17 protein-coding genes are annotated in these 17,165 nt (G+C 69.1%); 8 read left to right on the top strand and 9 right to left on the bottom strand.

Annotated features, from left to right (window positions below):
- Positions 1–3 precede the first annotated feature (3 nt).
- Positions 4–1,011, bottom strand: a complete 1,008-nt coding sequence (locus tag ACZ7OI_RS33685) for a pentapeptide repeat-containing protein (RefSeq protein WP_470268128.1) — start codon at positions 1,009–1,011, stop codon at positions 4–6.
- Positions 1,012–1,298: 287 nt separating this feature from the next.
- On the opposite strand from ACZ7OI_RS33685, the gene ACZ7OI_RS33680 reads away from it, so the two are divergent.
- Complete coding sequence (locus ACZ7OI_RS33680) at positions 1,299–1,421, top strand: hypothetical protein (RefSeq protein WP_470268127.1); 123 nt, start codon at positions 1,299–1,301, stop codon at positions 1,419–1,421.
- Positions 1,422–1,484: 63 nt separating this feature from the next.
- On the opposite strand, the gene ACZ7OI_RS33675 is transcribed toward ACZ7OI_RS33680, so the two are convergent.
- Positions 1,485–2,639 (bottom strand): hypothetical protein, encoded by a 1,155-nt coding sequence (locus tag ACZ7OI_RS33675; protein ID WP_470268126.1) that lies wholly within the window; start codon positions 2,637–2,639, stop codon positions 1,485–1,487.
- A gap of 518 nt (positions 2,640–3,157) precedes the next feature.
- On the opposite strand from ACZ7OI_RS33675, the gene ACZ7OI_RS33670 reads away from it, so the two are divergent.
- From ACZ7OI_RS33670 to ACZ7OI_RS33650, 5 genes are all read left to right on the top strand, one after another.
- Complete coding sequence (locus ACZ7OI_RS33670) at positions 3,158–3,547, top strand: hypothetical protein (protein ID WP_470268125.1); 390 nt, start codon at positions 3,158–3,160, stop codon at positions 3,545–3,547.
- Between the two features lie 291 nt (positions 3,548–3,838).
- Entirely contained in the window at positions 3,839–4,591 is a 753-nt protein-coding gene (locus ACZ7OI_RS33665) for an SDR family oxidoreductase (RefSeq protein ID WP_470268124.1), read from the top strand.
- Entirely contained in the window at positions 4,588–5,361 is a 774-nt protein-coding gene (locus tag ACZ7OI_RS33660; RefSeq protein ID WP_470268123.1) for an SDR family oxidoreductase, read from the top strand. Before ACZ7OI_RS33665 ends, ACZ7OI_RS33660 begins: the two co-directional genes overlap by 4 nt.
- A 54-nt stretch (positions 5,362–5,415) precedes the next feature.
- Positions 5,416–6,732 (top strand): MFS transporter, encoded by a 1,317-nt coding sequence (locus ACZ7OI_RS33655; protein ID WP_470268122.1) that lies wholly within the window; start codon positions 5,416–5,418, stop codon positions 6,730–6,732.
- Between the two features lie 199 nt (positions 6,733–6,931).
- Complete coding sequence (locus ACZ7OI_RS33650) at positions 6,932–7,912, top strand: chitinase (protein ID WP_470268121.1); 981 nt, start codon at positions 6,932–6,934, stop codon at positions 7,910–7,912.
- Between the two features lie 802 nt (positions 7,913–8,714).
- On the opposite strand, the gene ACZ7OI_RS33645 is transcribed toward ACZ7OI_RS33650, so the two are convergent.
- From ACZ7OI_RS33645 to fabG, 7 genes are all read right to left on the bottom strand, one after another.
- Positions 8,715–9,266: a GrpB family protein gene (locus ACZ7OI_RS33645; RefSeq protein ID WP_470268120.1), complete on the bottom strand. Its 552-nt coding sequence runs from the start codon at positions 9,264–9,266 to the stop codon at positions 8,715–8,717.
- Positions 9,267–9,301: 35 nt separating this feature from the next.
- Complete coding sequence (locus tag ACZ7OI_RS33640) at positions 9,302–10,396, bottom strand: acyl-CoA dehydrogenase family protein (protein WP_470268119.1); 1,095 nt, start codon at positions 10,394–10,396, stop codon at positions 9,302–9,304.
- Complete coding sequence (locus ACZ7OI_RS33635) at positions 10,393–11,571, bottom strand: acyl-CoA dehydrogenase family protein (RefSeq protein WP_470268118.1); 1,179 nt, start codon at positions 11,569–11,571, stop codon at positions 10,393–10,395. Before ACZ7OI_RS33635 ends, ACZ7OI_RS33640 begins: the two co-directional genes overlap by 4 nt.
- On the bottom strand, positions 11,568–12,791 hold the full coding sequence (locus ACZ7OI_RS33630) for an acyl-CoA dehydrogenase family protein (protein ID WP_354748986.1): 1,224 nt from the start codon (positions 12,789–12,791) through the stop codon (positions 11,568–11,570). The genes ACZ7OI_RS33635 and ACZ7OI_RS33630 overlap by 4 nt, the downstream gene beginning before the upstream one ends.
- A complete protein-coding gene (locus ACZ7OI_RS33625) occupies positions 12,791–13,816 on the bottom strand; it encodes a phosphotransferase family protein (protein ID WP_470268117.1) in 1,026 nt (341 codons plus the stop codon). The genes ACZ7OI_RS33630 and ACZ7OI_RS33625 overlap by 1 nt, the downstream gene beginning before the upstream one ends.
- A 120-nt stretch (positions 13,817–13,936) precedes the next feature.
- Positions 13,937–14,389, bottom strand: a complete 453-nt coding sequence (locus tag ACZ7OI_RS33620; RefSeq protein ID WP_470268116.1) for a MaoC family dehydratase — start codon at positions 14,387–14,389, stop codon at positions 13,937–13,939.
- Positions 14,390–14,394: 5 nt separating this feature from the next.
- Positions 14,395–15,165: a 3-oxoacyl-ACP reductase FabG gene (gene fabG, locus ACZ7OI_RS33615; RefSeq protein ID WP_116203018.1), complete on the bottom strand. Its 771-nt coding sequence runs from the start codon at positions 15,163–15,165 to the stop codon at positions 14,395–14,397.
- Positions 15,166–15,289: 124 nt separating this feature from the next.
- Here fabG and ACZ7OI_RS33610 point away from each other — a divergent pair, with 124 nt between their 5' ends.
- Positions 15,290–16,468, top strand: a complete 1,179-nt coding sequence (locus tag ACZ7OI_RS33610) for a sensor histidine kinase (protein WP_470268115.1) — start codon at positions 15,290–15,292, stop codon at positions 16,466–16,468.
- 10 nt (positions 16,469–16,478) lie between these two features.
- A complete protein-coding gene (locus ACZ7OI_RS33605; protein ID WP_470268114.1) occupies positions 16,479–17,141 on the top strand; it encodes a response regulator in 663 nt (220 codons plus the stop codon).
- The last annotated feature ends 24 nt before the right edge of the window (positions 17,142–17,165 follow it).

Here is a 17,165-nt window from a genome sequence, read left to right as displayed (position 1 = left end):
CCGTCATTTTCGCAGGTACGGGGGCAGAGCGGCGGGTTTGCCGACCGACCGGGCCACCTGTTCGCCGGTGAGCCCGACGGCGGTGCTGAGGTCGGCTCCGGAGAGATCCGCGCCGGCGAGGTCGGCACCGGAGAAGTCGACCCGGTCGAGCTTCGCGTCGGACAATCGTGCGCGCCGCAGAACCGCCCCGCGCAGGACAGCTCCGGACAGGTCGGCACCGCGGAAGTCGGCTTCGGCAAGCGAGGCGCCCTCGGCCGACAGGTCGCGCAACTTCGCGCCGCTGAGATCGGCTCGCTCCAGATCGGCGCCGTCGAGCTGCCCGGAGCAGACGGCGGCCTCGCGCAGCACGGCCCGGGACATCGTGGATTCGCGGAGGTCGGCTGCGGTCAGATCGGTACCGGAAAGGTCGGCGTCGGGGACCGACGCTCCGCGCAACGACGCGCCGTGCAGGTCGGCCCGGGGGAGGCGAACGTTCGCCAGATCGAGCGGATCCGGCTCGTCCCGCGGCGACCGCTCGCGCAGCAGGTCGACCGCGGCGACGACATCCGCCTCGGCCCGGCCGTCCCGCGCGCGGTCCTCCGTCCGCTTGCGCAGGAGATCGCAGACCGACCGCAAGACCGACGGCCGATCCCGGGGAGAATCGGACATCAACCGGGCCAGCGTGCGCATCGCGTTCGCGCGGACGAGCGGGTCGTCCGAGGCCATCCGGCCCCACGCCGTGTCGAACTGGCTGATCAGGTGCTTGTCCTCGTCGAGGCGCTGTTTGTCGCGATCCTGGAAGTACTTGCGGATGCCCAGACCGGCGGTGACGAGTGCGGCGACGACGCTCAAACTGGTGAGGAATCCCGAGCGCGCGTTATTGACGGCAGTCAGCCACTCTGCCCGGGAAATGCCCTCTTGCGGCCCGACCGCCCATTCCGGCACCGGCACTCCGAAGAACCAGATGACCGCGCCCGCCGTGACGACGATCGCCGTCGCGATGCCCGCTCCACGCCATTTCCGCAGCTGCATGGGACCATTTCACTACAGCGGGAGAACGCGGTGAAAAGAGCCTTCGCCCGACGCCTCGTTCGCCCGGAATCCGGGGCCTGTCGCACGTCCAGCGGCTGGACGCCTCCGTGTCCGTGGCTGACCCGTGACCGTGCTGATCATCATGCTCGCGGTCATGGCGAGCCTTTGCCGGTGGTCGGCGATGGCCACCTGTTCGCTAGCCGGGTTCGTGCCCGCCGCCTCGGTGGTCAGCCAGCTGGCCGGGCGCGCACGCCGACTTCACGGCCGCGCTCGGCACCCTGCCCGGCGTGCTGCTGCTCGGCCGCGGCCGGCTGCCCGTCGCGCCCGGATTGGAAGCCGCGCTGCGGCAACTGGAACGGGACGCGCGGATGCGGGTCGCGTACGGCCCGCGGTCCGGCGGCGAGCGGTGAGGGCCGGGTCTGCCGTGTGCACCTCTGCGTGCCGCTGACGAGTCAGTTCGGATCTCGAGCTTGCTAGGGGCGTCTCACGTCCGCATCGCGAAAAAGGTCCGGACGGCCTCGCCGGAGCCGCGACTGAGGATAGACCAGAGCGGCGAAAAGAATCAGTCCGCCGATCTCGACCAGGAATCCTGTGTCGTTGGGCACGAGTCGCAGGTTGAGCGCGAGGTAGAGAAAGGCGAGAAGGCCGACAAGGAAGCGTCGGATGTCGCTGCGCTGGTTGTCGAGGGTAACCGCGACCACGCCGATCACCAGGGGTGCGAGCATGACGAATACCCGTTGGGTGTCGGTGGCGACCATCCGTCCGGCGAGGCAGCAGAGTGCCAGGTAGACGCTGGATACGAGCAGCGGGTTGAACGGGCCTTTCTGGCGGTACAGCCGGTAGAGCCCGTAGCCGAAGATGATCCAGAAGAAGTGGAAGGTATCGAAGAGCGCGGCGTGCTCGCTGCGTTTGTTCGACGACAGCGCGAAGGCGATGTTCGAGGCGAGGCTTTGGTTGCCCTGGCCGCTGCCGAAGCTGTAATTGCCCCCGATGAAGTTCTGTGCCCACAGGCGGAAACCGGCATACGCCAGCGTTGCGGCGACCGTTGCGAGCACGCCGAAGACTACTTGGCGGTCGCGCAGTGAGCGTGACCGTGTCCAGGCCAGTAGCGGGTACAGCGGGGCTAGCAGCAGGGTGGTCTCTTTGTTGATGGTGCCGACGACGATGACGAGGGTGAACAGCAGCAATTTGCGTTTGAACAACAGCCACAACGCGATGAGATAGAGCAGATTGTTCAGCGGGTCGACCAGGAAAGGGTTGCTGAACGCGTAGGGGCCGTACCAGAACGTGCAGGACAGCGCGATCGCTGCGAGCGCTGAGGTGAACAGATGCAGGTTGAGGTGCCGCCAGCAGAATTCGAAGAACACCACGGTGCACGCGAGCGTGATGACAGCGGTGAACCCGAGCCACAGCACGTCGAGCGGAAGCCCCGTCACCTTGCCGGCCAGATGGACCAGCCACGGACTGAGCATCCGAAGCGCGAACGGGTTGTCGACCTGCGCCCCGGTGTGTTCGGACATGGCGTAGTAGTTGAGCGCGTCGCCCCAGGCTTTCTCGTGCGCGCGCACGTCGAGCGGGGCGTAGGAGATGAAGTTGATCAGCGACGCGATTGCGAGCGTCAGGTACACCGCCGTCCGCCGCGCGGCCGTGCTGTGCCGGACGGTGGTCTCCGGCGAGACGGGAGTGGACGGCTCGATCCCTGTGGTCACTCGCGAGAGCCTAACCAAGGGCAACCGCCGTCGATGAGGGCCTTGTCGGCAAGCACGCGCGGCTCGTCCGGCCTCGGGTTCATGCCTTGATCTGGTGCTGTGGCGGGTACGGGGCCCGATCGGCCCCTGTGCGGACCGTGACCGACGTCCGTGGCACCCGACGTTCGTTGTAGGCCGGACGGCCCATTTGCCAAAGACGAAGCCACGGCCTGACTGCGGCGGCGGTGTGGTCTGGTCCGAACCTGTCGGCGAGCGCGGTAGCCGACAGGTTCGGAAGCCTGCAGGATCTGGCCAGCATCTACCGGGGCATTGGCCACGCCGGGCCTAATTGGCTATCCCGTGATCGTGTACCTTCCGCAAGGGCGTGGAAGCATTATCACGAGCTTGGAGCCAGGGTTTCATTCTTGGATTGCTAGGCGTGCAGGAGGAGGGTTGCTGTGCGGCCGATCATAGTGCTCTTGTGCGACCCGGCTACGCACAAGAAAATCGGGGCTCGATTGCGCGGGGCGGGCCTCTATAAGAATGGTGAAATTTTCGACTGCCTCGTGGTGGAAGACTGCACTTTTGGCGTCGATCTTTCCGGTGACGTGCTGGATGACTACGACGACCGTGAAAAAGCAGAATTCAGCGAACGATTCGGGTCGGTCGCGCCGGTTGTCCTCGAGTATTCGAAGATTTCGTGCATTCGCCCGCTTCTGCAGGTTGTGCTGAGTGGTCTTTCCGGACTTTTGGATACGGACTTCGACGATCTCATAGAATTCGAAGAGGTCCTAGCGAGATTTTCTCGAGATCCCGATTGGGACTGGGGTGAGCGCAAAGCTGATTGACAGCGATGTGTCCAGTTGCTTGACGTCGGATATGTCGTGTCCACCCGCGCCGTCATGCGCCGGTCCGGGCGGCAGGCACGGCCGCAGGGGTCGCCTACGGGATTCCGAGCTGAGCCTGCGAGGTGACGCCTGACGCCCCTCGACCGATACGCAGCGTTTGGGTGACGGTAGCCCGCTGTGGTGTGACGGTCGTGGTGGCGGCTTGGGGTTGCGTACCGGAGCCTCGCCGTTATCCTGCGGTAAGCGGCCGCTTAGCGGTGGCTGTCCAGCGGCGGACAAGGAGACGGTGTGGTGGAGTCGTTCAAGGATCGCGTTGCCCTGGTCACCGGGGCCAGCCGGGGGATCGGGCTGGCCATCGCGAAGGGGCTCGTCGAGCGCGGCGCGAAGGTGTGCATCACGGCGCGCAAGCCGGAGCCGCTCGCCGAGGCCGTCGAGCAGCTCGGCGGGCCGGATGTCGCGATCGCGGTGCCCGGCAAGGCCGACGACGCCGCGCACCAGCAGGAGGCGGTCGCCGCCGCGGTCGAGAAGTTCGGCAGTCTCGACATGCTGGTCAACAACACCGGCATCAACCCGGTTTACGGCCCGATAGTGGACATCGACCCGGCCGCGGCGGCCAAGATCTTCGCGGTGAACGTGGTCGCGCCGCTGTCGTGGATCCGGGTCGCGCGGGACGCGTGGATGGGCGAGCACGGCGGGTCGGTGGTCAACGTCGCCTCGATCGCGGGCATCCGCACCTCGCCGGGCATCGGCATGTACGGCGTCAGCAAGGCCGCGCTGATCCGGCTCACCCAGGAACTCGGCGGCGAACTCGGCCCGAAGATCCGGGTGAACGCGGTGGCTCCGGCGGTGGTCAAGACGCAGTTCGCGACCGCGCTTTACGAGGGTCGCGAGGAAGAGGTGGCGGCGGCGTATCCGCTGAAGCGGCTTGGTGTGCCGGAGGACATCGCGGGCGCGGTGGCGTTCCTGCTGTCCAGCGAAGCGGGCTGGATGACCGGGCAGACGGTCGTTCTCGACGGCGGCGTGACGCTCGGCGGCGGCCTGTGAGCGCCGGGGTCGTCATCACCGGCGGTGGCGGCGGGATCGGGGCGGCGCTGGCGCGGCGGTTCGCGGCGGACGGTGCTCGCATTGTCGTCGCGGACCTTGACGGAGACCGTGCGGCCGAGGTCGCGGCGGAGGTCGGCGGTACGGCGTTCGCGGGTGACGTGGCCAGTGAATCCGGTGTGGCGGATCTGATTGCCGCCGCGCGCGAAACGCTGGGCGAGATCGACGTTTTCTGTGCCAACGCTGGAGTCGCGCCGTTCGGTGACGCCAACGCGGACGAGGACGCGTGGTCGCTGGCGTGGGACGTGAACGTGATGGCGCACGTCCGCGCGGCCCGGTTGCTGCTGCCGGCGTGGCTGGAGCGCGGCGAGGGCCGGTTCGTCGCGACGGTGTCCGCGGCGGGCGTGCTCACCAGCCTTGGCTCGGCGCCGTATTCGGTGACCAAGCACGGCGCGCTGGCGTTCGCGGAATGGCTGTCGGCCACCTATCGGCACCGCGGGATCAGCGTGCAGGCGATCTGCCCGCAGGGCGTGCGCACCGCGATGCTGGAGGAGACCGGCGAACGCGGCAAACTGCTGATGGGCGCGACCGCGATCGACCCGCCGCAGGTGGCCGACGCGCTGTTCGCAGCCATGGCCGAGAACCGGTTCCTGGTGCTGCCGCACGCCGAAGTCGCGGACTTCTATGCCTTGCGCGCCACCGAAACCGACCGCTGGCTCGGCGGGATGAACAAGCTGCAGCGGAAAATGGAGGACCTGCCCGGCGACGCGTGACCCGATACTCTCCCCGGGGCGGCACGGGGCCGCAGGGGAGAACAGGGAGCCGGAATGACCGCACCCGCGCGGGCCGACGTGTCGCGCATCGCCACCGCCAGTTTCATCGGCACCGCCATCGAGTTCTACGATTTCTACATTTACGGAACCGCGGCGGCGCTGGTGTTCGGGAAGGTTTTCTTCCCGACGTTCTCCTCGACCGCCGGGGTGCTGGCCTCGCTCGGCACCTTCGCGGTGGGGTTCGTGGCGCGCCCGGTCGGCGCTGTCCTTTTCGGACACTGGGGCGACCGGATCGGCCGCAAGTCCATGCTGGTCGCTTCTCTGCTGGTGATGGGACTGTCCACAGTGGCCGTCGGACTGGTTCCGGGGTACGGCACGCTCGGCCTCTGGTCGCCGATCCTGCTGGTGGTGCTGCGTTTCGTGCAGGGCATCGGCCTCGGCGGCGAATGGGGCGGCGCGGTGCTGATGTCGACGGAGTACGCGCCGCCGGGGAAGCGCGGGCTGTACTCGGCGTTCCCGCAGCTCGGCCCGGCCATCGGATTCGTCCTGGGCAACCTGCTGTTCCTGGTGCTGGACGCGGCGCTTCCGACGGCCGAGTTCCTGTCCTGGGGCTGGCGGCTGCCGTTCCTGTTCTCCGCGGTGCTGCTGGCAGTTGGGTTCTACATCCGGATCAAGATCGCCGAGACGCCGGTTTTCCAGGCCGCTCTGGACAAGGCCGAACAGGCGAAAGTCCCGTTGTTCGAACTTCTCCGCAACCAGCCGCGAGTTCTGGTGCTGTCGACGTTGTCGTTCGTGCTCGCGCACGCGCTTTTCTACACTGTCACGACATTCTGTCTTTCGATGGCGACGACCACCCTCGGCATCCCTCGCACGACTGTCCTGATCGGCCTGCTCATCGCGGCCGCGGTGATGGGCGTGGCGACATTGGTGTTCGCGATGAAGTCCGACCAGTGGGGCCGACGGCGGCTGAGCGCGGCGGCAGCGGTTTCCGTGGTGGTGTGGGCGTTTCCGCTGTTCGCCTTGCTGCAGACGGGAAATCCGGTGTTGCTGACGGTCGGGTTCGTCGGCGGCCTGGCTTGTTTCGCGATGCTGTACGGCCCGATGGGCGCGTTTTTGCCGGAGCTGTTCCGGGTGCGGTACCGGTATTCCGGCGCGTCGATCGCGTACAGCCTCGCCGGGGTGATCGGCGGCGGGGTCGTGCCGTTGATTTCGACGAATCTGTGGGCGTCGACCGGTTCGACGGTGCCGGTTTCGCTGGTGCTGGTCGCGCTCGGCGTGCTCAGTTTCCTGTGTGTTCTGGGCCTGCCGGAAACCCGGGACCACGACTTCTCCGACGGGCTGGGCGAGGGGACCGCCGCCGGTCGCCCCTGACTTTCGGCCCCACCCGGCCGGGGGACAAACCTGGCGCGGCGCACCGTTTCCGTCCCGGTGCGCCGTTCGGGCTGCGGCTCTTGACACGCTGATTTGGTCTAGTCCAGTGTGTGACGGCACCCTTCCGGGTGCACTCCTCCCGGGTTGATCCCGCCGCCTCAAACCGGAGGTGTTCCGTGGTGCTCGTGGGAGGAACACGATGAAATCAGTGCGTCGGCTGGCCGCGCTCGCGGCGGCGGCAGGGGCGGCTCTCGCGACCGCGGCCGGGGTGGCCACGGCCGCGCCCGCGTCCGCGCCGCAGCTCGCGGCCGCTCCGGACCCGGTTCTCGCTTCGCCGTACCTGTACCAGTGGGCGGGGCAGACGAGCGCGTCGGCGGCGATGTCCGCGACCGGGATCAAGACGTTCACGCTCGCGTTCATGCTGTCCGACGGTTCGTGCAACCCGAAGTGGGACGGCGACCGTTCGCTGACCGGTTCGGACAAAACCCTGATCAAGACCATCCGCGACGCGGGCGGCGACGTCATTCCGTCCTTCGGCGGCTGGTCCGGCACGAAACTGGGCGCGAAATGCTCGTCGGCCAGCGCGCTGGCGGGGGCGTACCAGAAGGTGATCGACGCGTACGGGCTCAAGGCGATCGACCTCGACATCGAGAACACCGACGAGTTCGAGAACGCGACGGTGCAGGACCGGATCCTGAACGCGGTCAAGATCACGAAGCAGAAGAACCCGGGTGTGCGCGTCGTGATCACCATCGGGACCGAAACGTCCGGCCCGAACGACTGGGGCAAGCGGCTGATCAAGCAGGCGAAGGCGATCGGCGCGCCGGTGGACGTGTGGTCGGTGATGCCGTTCGATTTCTCCAGCGGCGGCGACATGGCGGGCAAGACGAAGTCCGCAGTGGACGGTCTCGTCGGACAGCTGAAGTCGACGTTCGGCTGGGACAGTGCGACGGCCTACCGGCACGCGGGCCTGTCGTCGATGAACGGCAAGACGGACAACGCCGGCGAGGTCGTCTCGGTGGCTGACTTCACCGCGATCCGCGACTACGCGGCCAGCCGTCATCTGGGCCGCTTCACCTTCTGGGCGACCAACCGGGACTGCTCGGGCGGCGGCGAGTGCAGCGGGATTTCGCAGCCGAAGTACGCGTTCACGAAGATCGTGGCCGGGTATCACGGCTGATTCGGCTCAGAGCTGGCCGGGCTGACCTGGCTGGGCCCGGGTGGGGTTGCTCGAGTCGGGCTGACCTGACCTGGCTGGCTGACCTGACCTGGCTGGGCTTACCGGGCCAGGCTGGCCGGGCCGGGCTAGGACGCCTGGCCTGCTCGACTGGACCGGACCTGGCCGACCTGATCAGGCCGGGCCCGGCGGGCCTGACCGGGCTGACCTGGCCCGGCGGAGCTGGCCTGGAGCGGCCGGGGCGGGGGCCGACCCGACCCGGCCTGGTCTGAGCCCGCGTTTGAGCTTGGCGACGAGGCCGCCGTTCCGAGGGGTGCGGCCTCGTCGCCACCTGCCATGAGACCAGGGCGGACGGGGGAAACTGGCAGCGGCGGGTTGCTGCGCAGCAGCTTCGCGTGAGGCAGTCGCTTGCGGAGCAGCCGGAATGCTTGCGGGGCAGCAGAAACGACGAGGGCGTGGCGCACCAGAGGGTCCGGCCGCGGTCGGTCTCCCGTGCGGAGCATAGGCAGCAATCGGGTTGTGCCTCGGCCCACGCCGTGGTGGTTGTTCCGGATGGAGAGTCAGCCCGGGGCGCGAGCGTGGCGCACCAGACGGTTCGCGCCGTGGTCGGTCTCCGGCGCGGAGCAGGGCATGGCTGCAACCGGGTCGTGCCTCGGCCCGCGCCCTAGTCGTTCCAGGATGGACGGTCAGCCGAGGCACGAGCTGGCGCACGGAGGGCACGGTCGCGCGGTGGGGGCGCGACCGTGCCGGGTGCGATGTGGCTCGCACACGCAAGGCCGGTACTGGTCGCAGCGGACGGCCTCCCTCAGCCGCTCACTCCATCGAGAACCCGCCGCACGAAGTCCGTCTTCCCGGCCGTGTACTCCTCCCGATCGGTCACCTCCCCGGCCAGCCGTCGCTTCACCTCGGCATACTCCGCCGCCAACCCGAGATCCGCCCGTAGCGCGTCCCGGAAATCCACCTGCGCCTGCCACCTCGGATGTCCCTCCGGCAGCAGATGCAGATGCGCCACCCGACGCCGACCCTCCGCATCCGGCAGCACAAAGAACCGTCGCCACGGCGCTGCGACATCAAGCGACGGCGGCACAAAACACCATCCGCCCGAGGAAAGCACCGGCACCACCGCCGAGACCGTCTCCGGTGAGAGATCCCGCATCGAGGCCATCACGTCGAGCACCGGTTTCGCCGCCAAACCGGGCACCGCCGTCGAGCCGACGTGCTCGACTTCCCCGCGGGCGAGCCAAGGCGCGAGCAGTCGCGCGAGCTCCGCGCACAATGCGGAGCCCCGCGACGCCCACGTCGGATCCGGGGGATGGATTTCCGGCCGCTCATACGCCCAATCCGGGGTCTCGGACATGCAAGCCACCGTAACCCCGGCCACCGACAAAAACGTCAGACAGGCAGATCCACCAGGTCAGCCAGCCGGGCCCGGTGCCGCCCCGGCGTGCCGAAGGCGATCTGATCGCTCTTGGCGCGCTTGAGATAGAGATGCGCCGGATGTTCCCACGTCATCCCGATCCCGCCGTGCAGCTGAACAGCTTCCTCGGCCGCGTGCACCGCGATCGGCGACACCCGTGCCTGCGCGACCGCCACCGCGATCGGCACGTCGTTCCCGGTCGCCAGCGCATCCGCCGCGTACCGGGCCGTCGCGCGGGCGTTCACCAGTTCCGTGTACAGATTCGCCAACCGGTGCTTCAGCGACTGAAAGCCCCCGACGGGACGGCCGAACTGATACCGCCCCTTCAGGTAAGTCACAGTCTCCGTCAACGCCCACTCGGTGATCCCGGTCTGCTCCGAAGCCAGCAGCCCAGCCGCGGTGGTCAAAGAGCTCTCTAAAGCCTCCACAGCAGCCGAGCCAGTGCAAATCATCTGCGCCGCAGCGGAATCCAACGTCACGTCGGCAACCCGACGCGTCAGGTCCAGCGACACGGCCTCGGTCACGGTCGCCGCGGAAGCGTCCACGGCGTAAAGGCCAGGACCGTCAGGACCGACAGCCGGAACAATCAGCAGATCCGCGACCGAAGCATCGGCCACTGTGGACACTCGCCCGGTCAAGGTTCCGTCGAGAAAAGAAACCGTGGCAGGGAAATCAGCGCCCGGAGCGGTCGACAAAGGCACCGCCAGCGCGCCGATCACCGAGCCGGAAGCGAGCTGGGGGAGCAGGTCCGAGCCCGCGGCAAGCAACGCCGCGGTCGCGAGCACCGCACTGCCCAGGTACGGCACCGGCGCGACGCTCCGGCCCAGTTCCTCCATGACGACCGCGACCTCGCGCGTCGAAGCCCCGTGCCCGCCAAGGGATTCCGGCACCATCAGCCCGGCCGCGCCGAGGTCGGCGGCCAACGTCTTCCACAGGGCGAGGTCGTACGGCGTGTCCGTTTCGACCCGCGCCAGCAGAGCCGCTGGCCCGGCGCGGTCGGCCAGCAGCGCCCGCACCGAGGACCGCAGGTCCTCTTCCACCTCCGAGTACAGCAGGTCCGGCGTGCTCATCGCGGCAGGTCCTTCCAGGCGACGTCCTTGTCCGCCCGCGGCTCGGACGGCAGCCCCAGCACGCGTTCGGAGATGATGTTCCGCAGCACCTCCGAGGTACCGCCTTCGATCGAGTTTCCCTTTGCGCGCAAGTACCGGTACCCGGCGTCGCGGCCGAAGAAGTCGACCTGCTCCGGACGGCGCATCGTCCAGTCCTCGTAGCGCAGACCCTCTTCGCCGAGCAGCTCCAGCTCCAGCCCGGACAGCTGCTGGTTCAGCTCGGCGAACGCCACCTTCATCGCCGAACCCTCCGGACCGGGCGCGCCGACGGCGAGCTGCTGCCGCTGCCGCATTCCGGCCAGCCGCAGCGATTCGGCTTCGACCCAGTGCTGCACGAGCCGGTCGCGCAGTTCCGGCGTCCGCAGTTCGGGACGGTCCCGCCAGGTCTTCGCGACGAGACCGATCATGCCGCCCTCGCGCGGCATCGCGGTGCCGCCGATCGCGACGCGTTCGTTCATCAGCGTGGTCTGCGCGACCTTCCAGCCCTCGCCGACCGCGCCGATCCGCTGCGAGTCCGGAATCCGCACCTCAGTGAGGAAAACCTCGTTGAACTCCGCCTCGCCGGTGATCTGCCGCAGCGGCCGGACCTCGACGCCGGGCGCGGTCATGTCGCACAGGAAGTACGTCATGCCCTGGTGTTTCGGCACGTCCGGGTCGGTGCGGGTGACGAGGATGGCCCACTGCGCGAGATGCGCGCTGGACGTCCACACCTTCTGCCCGGTCACGACCCAGTCGTCGCCGTCGCGGACCGCGCGGGTGGCCAGCGCGGCGAGGTCGGAGCCGGCGCCCGGTTCGCTGAACAGCTGGCACCACACCTCCTCGCCGGTCCACAGTGGACGGAGGTAGCGCTTCTTCTGCTCGTCGGTGCCGAACGCGAGGATCGTCGGCGCGGCCATGCCGAGTCCGATCAGGATCCGGCGCGGATTGTTGTCCGGTGCGCCCGCGGCGGCGAAAGCGGCCTCGACCTCGCCCTGCAGCGCGCGCGGAGCGCCTTGGCCGCCAAGGCCTTCGGGGAAGTGCACCCAGGCGAGCCCGGCGTCGAACCGGGCCCGCAGGAAGTCCACAGTGGACAAAGAAGCCGGATCGTGCGCGGCGAGGAAAGCGGCGACCTGCGCGCGCAGCTCCTCGGCGGTCACTTGCCTGCCTCCGTCCGGTATTTCTTCAGCTCACGCCGCGCCAGCGAACGCTTGTGCACCTCGTCCGGGCCGTCGGCGAGCCGCAGCGTGCGGACCCCGGCCCAGATCTCCGCCAGCGGGAAGTCCTGCGAGACGCCGCCCGCGCCGTGCGCCTGGATCGCCTTGTCCAGGATCCATTCGACGGCCAGCGGAGTGGAGATCTTGATCGCCTGGATTTCCGTGTGCGCGCCCTGGTTGCCGACGGTGTCCATCAGCCATGCGGTCTTTAGCACGAGCAGCCGCTGCTGCTCGATCCGCACGCGCGCCTCGGCGATCCAGTCCTGCACCACGCCCGAATCAGCGATCGGACGGCCGAAAGTCTCGCGCGACAACGTGCGGCGGCACATCGCCTCCAGCGCGCGCTCCGCCATGCCGATTGCGCGCATGCAGTGGTGGATGCGGCCGGGCCCGAGACGGGCCTGCGCGACGGCGAACCCGGAACCCTCGTCGGCGATCAGGTTTTCGGCGGGCACCCGCACGTCCTCGAACAGCACCTCGGCGTGCCCGCCGTGGTCGCCGTCGGTGTAGCCGAACACCTGCATGCCGCGCACGACGGTCAGGCCCGGGGTGTCGCGCGGGACCAGGATCATGCTCTGCTGCTTGTGCGCGGGCGCGTCCGGATCGGTCTTGCCCATCACGATGAAGATCTTGCAGTTCGGGTTCATCGCGCCGGTGATGTACCACTTGCGCCCGTTGATGACGTACTCGTCGCCCTCGCGGCGGATGCTGGTGGCGATGTTGCGCGCGTCGGAAGACGCCACGTCGGGCTCGGTCATCGCGAACGCGGAGCGGATCTCCCCGGCCAGCAACGGTTCCAGCCACTGCTTCTTCTGCTGCTCGCTGCCGAACATGGTCAGCACTTCCATGTTCCCGGTGTCCGGCGCGGCGCAGTTCACCGCGGCGGGCGCGAGGTGCGGGCTGCGGCCGGTGATCTCGGCCAGCGGCGCGTACTGCAAGTTGGTCAGTCCCGCGCCGTGGTCTCCGGGCAGGAAGAAGTTCCACAGCCCGCGCTTGCGTGCTTCGGCCTTCAGCTCGTCGACGACCGGCGGCGGCGACCACGGATCGGTGCGCGCGGCCAGCTGCTCGTGGAAAACAGCCTCGGCGGGATAGACGTGCGAATCCATGAATTCGAGCAGCTGCCCGCGCAGTTCCTCGGTACGGGCGTCGAACGCGAAGTCCATCAGTTCTCCTTGGTGAGCGTCTTGGCGCCCTGCTCGATCAGGGGGGCGACGGCGGCGCCGATCTGGTCGAAGCCCTCGCCGACGGTTTTGCCTTGCTGGAACCGGAAATAGATGCCCTCGAGGATCACCGCGAGCTTGAAGTACGCGAAGCTCACGTACCAGTTCAGCGCCGACAGATCACGGCCGGAACGGTGCGCGTAGCGGGCGATCGTCTCGTCGGTGTCCGGGTATCCCGGCGCGCTGCTGGCGTTGGACACCATCGGCAGCGAGAGCTGGTCCCGCTGCGCGTAGGTGATCATCAGGCCGAGGTCGGTGAGCGGGTCGCCGAGCGTGGACATCTCCCAGTCCAGCACGGCGGTGATCCGGTCGTCGCCGTCGACGAGCACGTTGTCCAGCCGGTAGTCGCCGTGCACGATCGCGGGCGGGCCGGACGCCGGGATCGCCGCGGCGAGCTGGTCGTGCAGCCGGTCCGCGCCGGGCAGGTCGCGGCTGCGCGAACCGTCGAGCTGCTTCTTCCACCGGCGCAGCTGGCGTTCCAAAAAGCCTTCCGGACGGCCGAAATCGCCGAGCCCGACCGCTTCCGGATCGACCGCGTGCAGGTCGACGAGCGTGTCCACCAGAGAATCGGCGATCGCCCTCGTCCGCTGCGGGCCGAGCTGCTCCAGCTCGCCGGCGGTCCGGTACGGCGTGCCCTCGACGAATTCCATCACGTAGAACTGCGCGCCGAGCACGTCCGCGTCCTCGCACAGCAGAACGGTTTCCGGCACCGGGACCGGAGTTCCGGCCAGTCCGCTCATCACGCGGAACTCGCGCCGCATGTCGTGCGCGGTCGGCAGCACGTGCCCGAGCGGCGGACGGCGCACGACCAAGCGCCGCGTGCCGTCGGAGACGAGATAGGTGAGGTTGGACCGCCCGCCCTGCACCACTTCCGCGGAGAGGGCGCCGGAGACGAGCCCGGGCCGCTCGCGGTCGAGATGGGCGCGCAGCTTCGCCAGATCGAGGCCGGGCGGGTCGGTTTCGGTCATCGGCAGGACTCCAGTTCGTTGGGCGATGCGGAGGTCCGTGAAGGGAACCCTGAGGGACTCTGATTCCCTCAGGGTTCCCCTCACGGACCGCTCGGTCGTGGCGCGGGCGAGGTCAAGGGTTCAGAGGATGAGCCGGGAAACCATCTCGGCGACGCAGGCGGGTTTGTCCTCGCCCTCGATTTCGACCGTCCAGCGCACCACGGCCTGCTTGCCGCCGGGCACGTCGGTCAGCTCCACCAGGTCGGCGGTTCCGCGCACCCGCGAGCCCACCTTCACCGGCTGCGGAAACCGCACCTTGTTGAGCCCGTAGTTGATGCCCATCTTCAGGCCCTCGACCCGGTAGATCTCCGGCAGGAACGACGGGATCAGCGACAGCGTGAGGAAGCCGTGCGCGATCGTCGTGCCGAACGGGCCCGCGGCGGCCTTTTCGGCGTCGAGGTGGATCCACTGGTGGTCGCCGGTGGCGTCGGCGAACAATTGCACCTGCTCCTGGGAGACGGTGTGCCATTCGCTCGTGCCCAAGGGCTTGCCGACCGCTTCGGCGAGTTCGGCGACGTCGGAGAACACGCGCATCGCGATCAGTCCTTCGGTCCGCCGGCGACGTAAATGACCTGGCCGGACACGAATCCCGCGCCCTCGCTGACCAGGAACGACGCCACGTTCGCGATGTCCTCGGGCGTGCCGACGCGCTGCACCGGGATCTGCGAGGCGGCCGCGGCCTTGAAGTCCTCGAAGCTCATGCCGACGCGCTCGGCGGTCGCCGCGGTCATGTCGGTGGCGATGAACCCGGGCGCGATCGCGTTGGCGGTGACGCCGAACTTGCCCAGTTCGATCGCCAGCGTCTTGGTGAAGCCCTGCATGCCCGCCTTGGCCGCGGAGTAGTTGACCTGACCGCGGTTGCCCAGCGCGGAGGTGCTGGACAGGTTGACGATCCGGCCCCACTTCTCCTGCGTCTGGTACTTCTGCACCTCGCGGGTCATCAGGAACGAACCGCGCAGGTGCACGTTCAGCACCGAGTCCCAGTCCTGTTCGGTCATCTTGAACAGCAGGTTGTCGCGGGTGATGCCGGCGTTGTTGATCAGCACGGTCGGCGCGCCGAGTTCCTCGGCCACGCGGGTCACCGCGGCCTCGACCTGCCCGGCGTCGCTGACGTCCAGCGCGACGCCGACCGCGCGGCCGCCGTCGGCGACGATCGCCTCCGCCCCCTGCTTGACCCCGGCCTCGTCGAGGTCCAGCAGGCCGACGGCGAACCCGTCGGAAGCGAGGCGGCGGGCTACGGCCGCGCCGATGCCACGGCCGGCTCCGGTCACGATGGCCACACGGGAAGCGGTCACGGGGGATCTCCTCATCGTCGAGAAAGCGTTCGGCAGCGGCGCTAAGCGTACGCTTAGTACGAGAATTTCGCGAGACCTCGGAAGGGCGGTTCGCCGCGTGCGGCCGGAATGTCGGTCCCGGCGAGTAGGGTCGCCCCCGATGAAGATCACGAGCGCGCCTCTCGCGGCGGCGGGGCGCGCGCTGCGGGAGACGGTCGTCGGAGGCGGCGGTCCGGCGGTCGCGCCCGGCCGGGCGCACCAGGCCCTGATCGGGTTCGCGGCGGTCGTCGCCGGAGTGCTCGCGTTCTTTCCCGCCGACCGCGCGAACGAGGGCACGCGGGTGCTGGCGGCGGCGCTGACCATGTTCGCCGTCGGGCTGACCCTGGTCCGTCCGCTGTGGTCCTGGCGGGTGCTGATCGTCGTCGTGGGCTGCGCGGACCAGCTTTACGGGATCCACGCCCGGTTCGGCTGGCCGTGGAGCGAGGGCCTCGCGTTCGCGGCGATCCCGGTGCTCGCCGCGGTCGGCCGCAACCACCGGCCGGGCGTGCTGGCGTGGGTCTGGCTGATCTCCACCGGGGTCAGCGCCCTGCTGGCGAACGTGCGCGGCGAGCTGGTCGTGATCTCCGTGCTGCTCGCGGTGCCACTGGCGTTCGGCTGGCTGGTTTCGCGGCTGCGCGGCGCCGAACGCGATCTGGAGGCGGAGTCCACCCGCCGGGCGGTGCTGGAGGAACGGGCCCGGATCGCCCGCGAGCTGCACGACGTGGTCGCGCACCACATGTCGGTGCTGGCGATGCGCGCGGATTCCGCCCGCTACCGGTTCCCCGGGCTCGACGACGGGCTGCGCGAGGAATTCCAGTCGATCCAGGACACCGCCCGCAACGGGATGACCGAAATGCGCAGGCTGCTCGGTTTGCTGCGCGCCGGGCAGGCCGGTCAGGAGACCGAGCCCCAGCCCGGAGCCGAGCAGATCGGGCAGCTGGTGGAACGCGTCCGCTCGGCCGGCACCGACGTGCGGTTCGACCTGCGCGGCGATTGTCGCGGCCTGCCCGAGGGCGTCGGCTTGTCGGCGTACCGGATCGTCCAGGAAGGGCTCAGCAACGCGGTGCGGCACGCCCCCGGCGCACCGGTCGAGGTGTTCGTGCACGTCGCTCCGGGATTGCTGCGGCTCGCCGTGCGGGACACCGGCGCCGTCGCGAGCGCTCCGGAGGACACGGCGGGCCGGGCGAAGCACGGACTGCTCGGGATGCGGGAACGGGCGGCGGCGCTCGGCGGTACGTTCTCCGCGGGACGACGGGACGGCGGCGGGTTCGAGGTCGTCGTGACCGTCCCGCTGGACTAGGGGGACAGCCATGGCGGTGACGGTGGTGATCGCCGACGACCAGACCATGGTCCGGCAGAGCTTTCGCGCGGTGCTGGACGCACAGCCGGACATCGAAGTGACCGGCGAGGCCGCCACCGGGACCGAAGCGGTGGCCGCGTGCCGTGAGCTGCGCCCGGACCTGGTGCTGATGGACATCCGGATGCCGGACCTCGACGGGCTGGCCGCCACCCGGCTCATCCTCGGCGACGGCCGGGACGCGGGGCCGCGCGTGCTCGTGCTGACCACGTTCGACGCCGACGAGTACGTCTACGGCGCGCTCAGCGCCGGTGCCAGCGGGTTCCTGCTGAAGGACTCCCCGCTGGACGATCTGGTCGTCGCGGTCCGGATGGTGGCCGCGGGCAACGCGCTGTTCGCGCCGGCGGTCACCCGCCGGGTGATCGAGGGGTTCGCCGGGACGCGGCCGCCGGCCCAGGACGTCGGCAGGCTGTCCGAGCTGACCGCGCGCGAACTCGAGGTGCTGCGGCTGATCGCGCGCGGGTTGTCCAACGCGGACATCGCCGCGCAGCTGGTGATCGCGGAGCAGACCGCCAAGACGCACGTCAGCCGGGTGCTGGGCAAGCTCGGCGTCCGCGACCGCGCGCAGGCGGTGGTACTGGCCTACGAGGCGAAGTTCGTGGTGCCGGGCCGGTGATACGCCGGTAGCACGCGGCACGGG

The sequence above is a fragment of the Amycolatopsis sp. NPDC114503 genome, from assembly GCF_055633655.1.
The sequence above is the reverse complement of the archived record's forward strand: the minus strand, read 5'-3'. Positions and strand labels throughout refer to the sequence as shown.

Excerpts from the sequence above, each read along its gene's own strand:
- ACZ7OI_RS33685 (WP_470268128.1), bottom strand. The coding sequence starts at position 1,011 with ATGCAGCTGCGGAAATGGCGTGGAGCGGGCATCGCGACGGCGATCGTC.
- ACZ7OI_RS33655 (WP_470268122.1), top strand. The coding sequence starts at position 5,416 with ATGACCGCACCCGCGCGGGCCGACGTGTCGCGCATCGCCACCGCCAGT.
- ACZ7OI_RS33650 (WP_470268121.1), top strand. The coding sequence starts at position 6,932 with ATGAAATCAGTGCGTCGGCTGGCCGCGCTCGCGGCGGCGGCAGGGGCG.
- ACZ7OI_RS33645 (WP_470268120.1), bottom strand. The coding sequence starts at position 9,266 with ATGTCCGAGACCCCGGATTGGGCGTATGAGCGGCCGGAAATCCATCCC.
- ACZ7OI_RS33640 (WP_470268119.1), bottom strand. The coding sequence starts at position 10,396 with ATGAGCACGCCGGACCTGCTGTACTCGGAGGTGGAAGAGGACCTGCGG.
- ACZ7OI_RS33630 (WP_354748986.1), bottom strand. The coding sequence starts at position 12,791 with ATGGACTTCGCGTTCGACGCCCGTACCGAGGAACTGCGCGGGCAGCTG.
- ACZ7OI_RS33625 (WP_470268117.1), bottom strand. The coding sequence starts at position 13,816 with ATGACCGAAACCGACCCGCCCGGCCTCGATCTGGCGAAGCTGCGCGCC.
- ACZ7OI_RS33620 (WP_470268116.1), bottom strand. The coding sequence starts at position 14,389 with ATGCGCGTGTTCTCCGACGTCGCCGAACTCGCCGAAGCGGTCGGCAAG.
- fabG (WP_116203018.1), bottom strand. The coding sequence starts at position 15,165 with ATGAGGAGATCCCCCGTGACCGCTTCCCGTGTGGCCATCGTGACCGGA.
- ACZ7OI_RS33610 (WP_470268115.1), top strand. The coding sequence starts at position 15,290 with ATGAAGATCACGAGCGCGCCTCTCGCGGCGGCGGGGCGCGCGCTGCGG.
- ACZ7OI_RS33605 (WP_470268114.1), top strand. The coding sequence starts at position 16,479 with ATGGCGGTGACGGTGGTGATCGCCGACGACCAGACCATGGTCCGGCAG.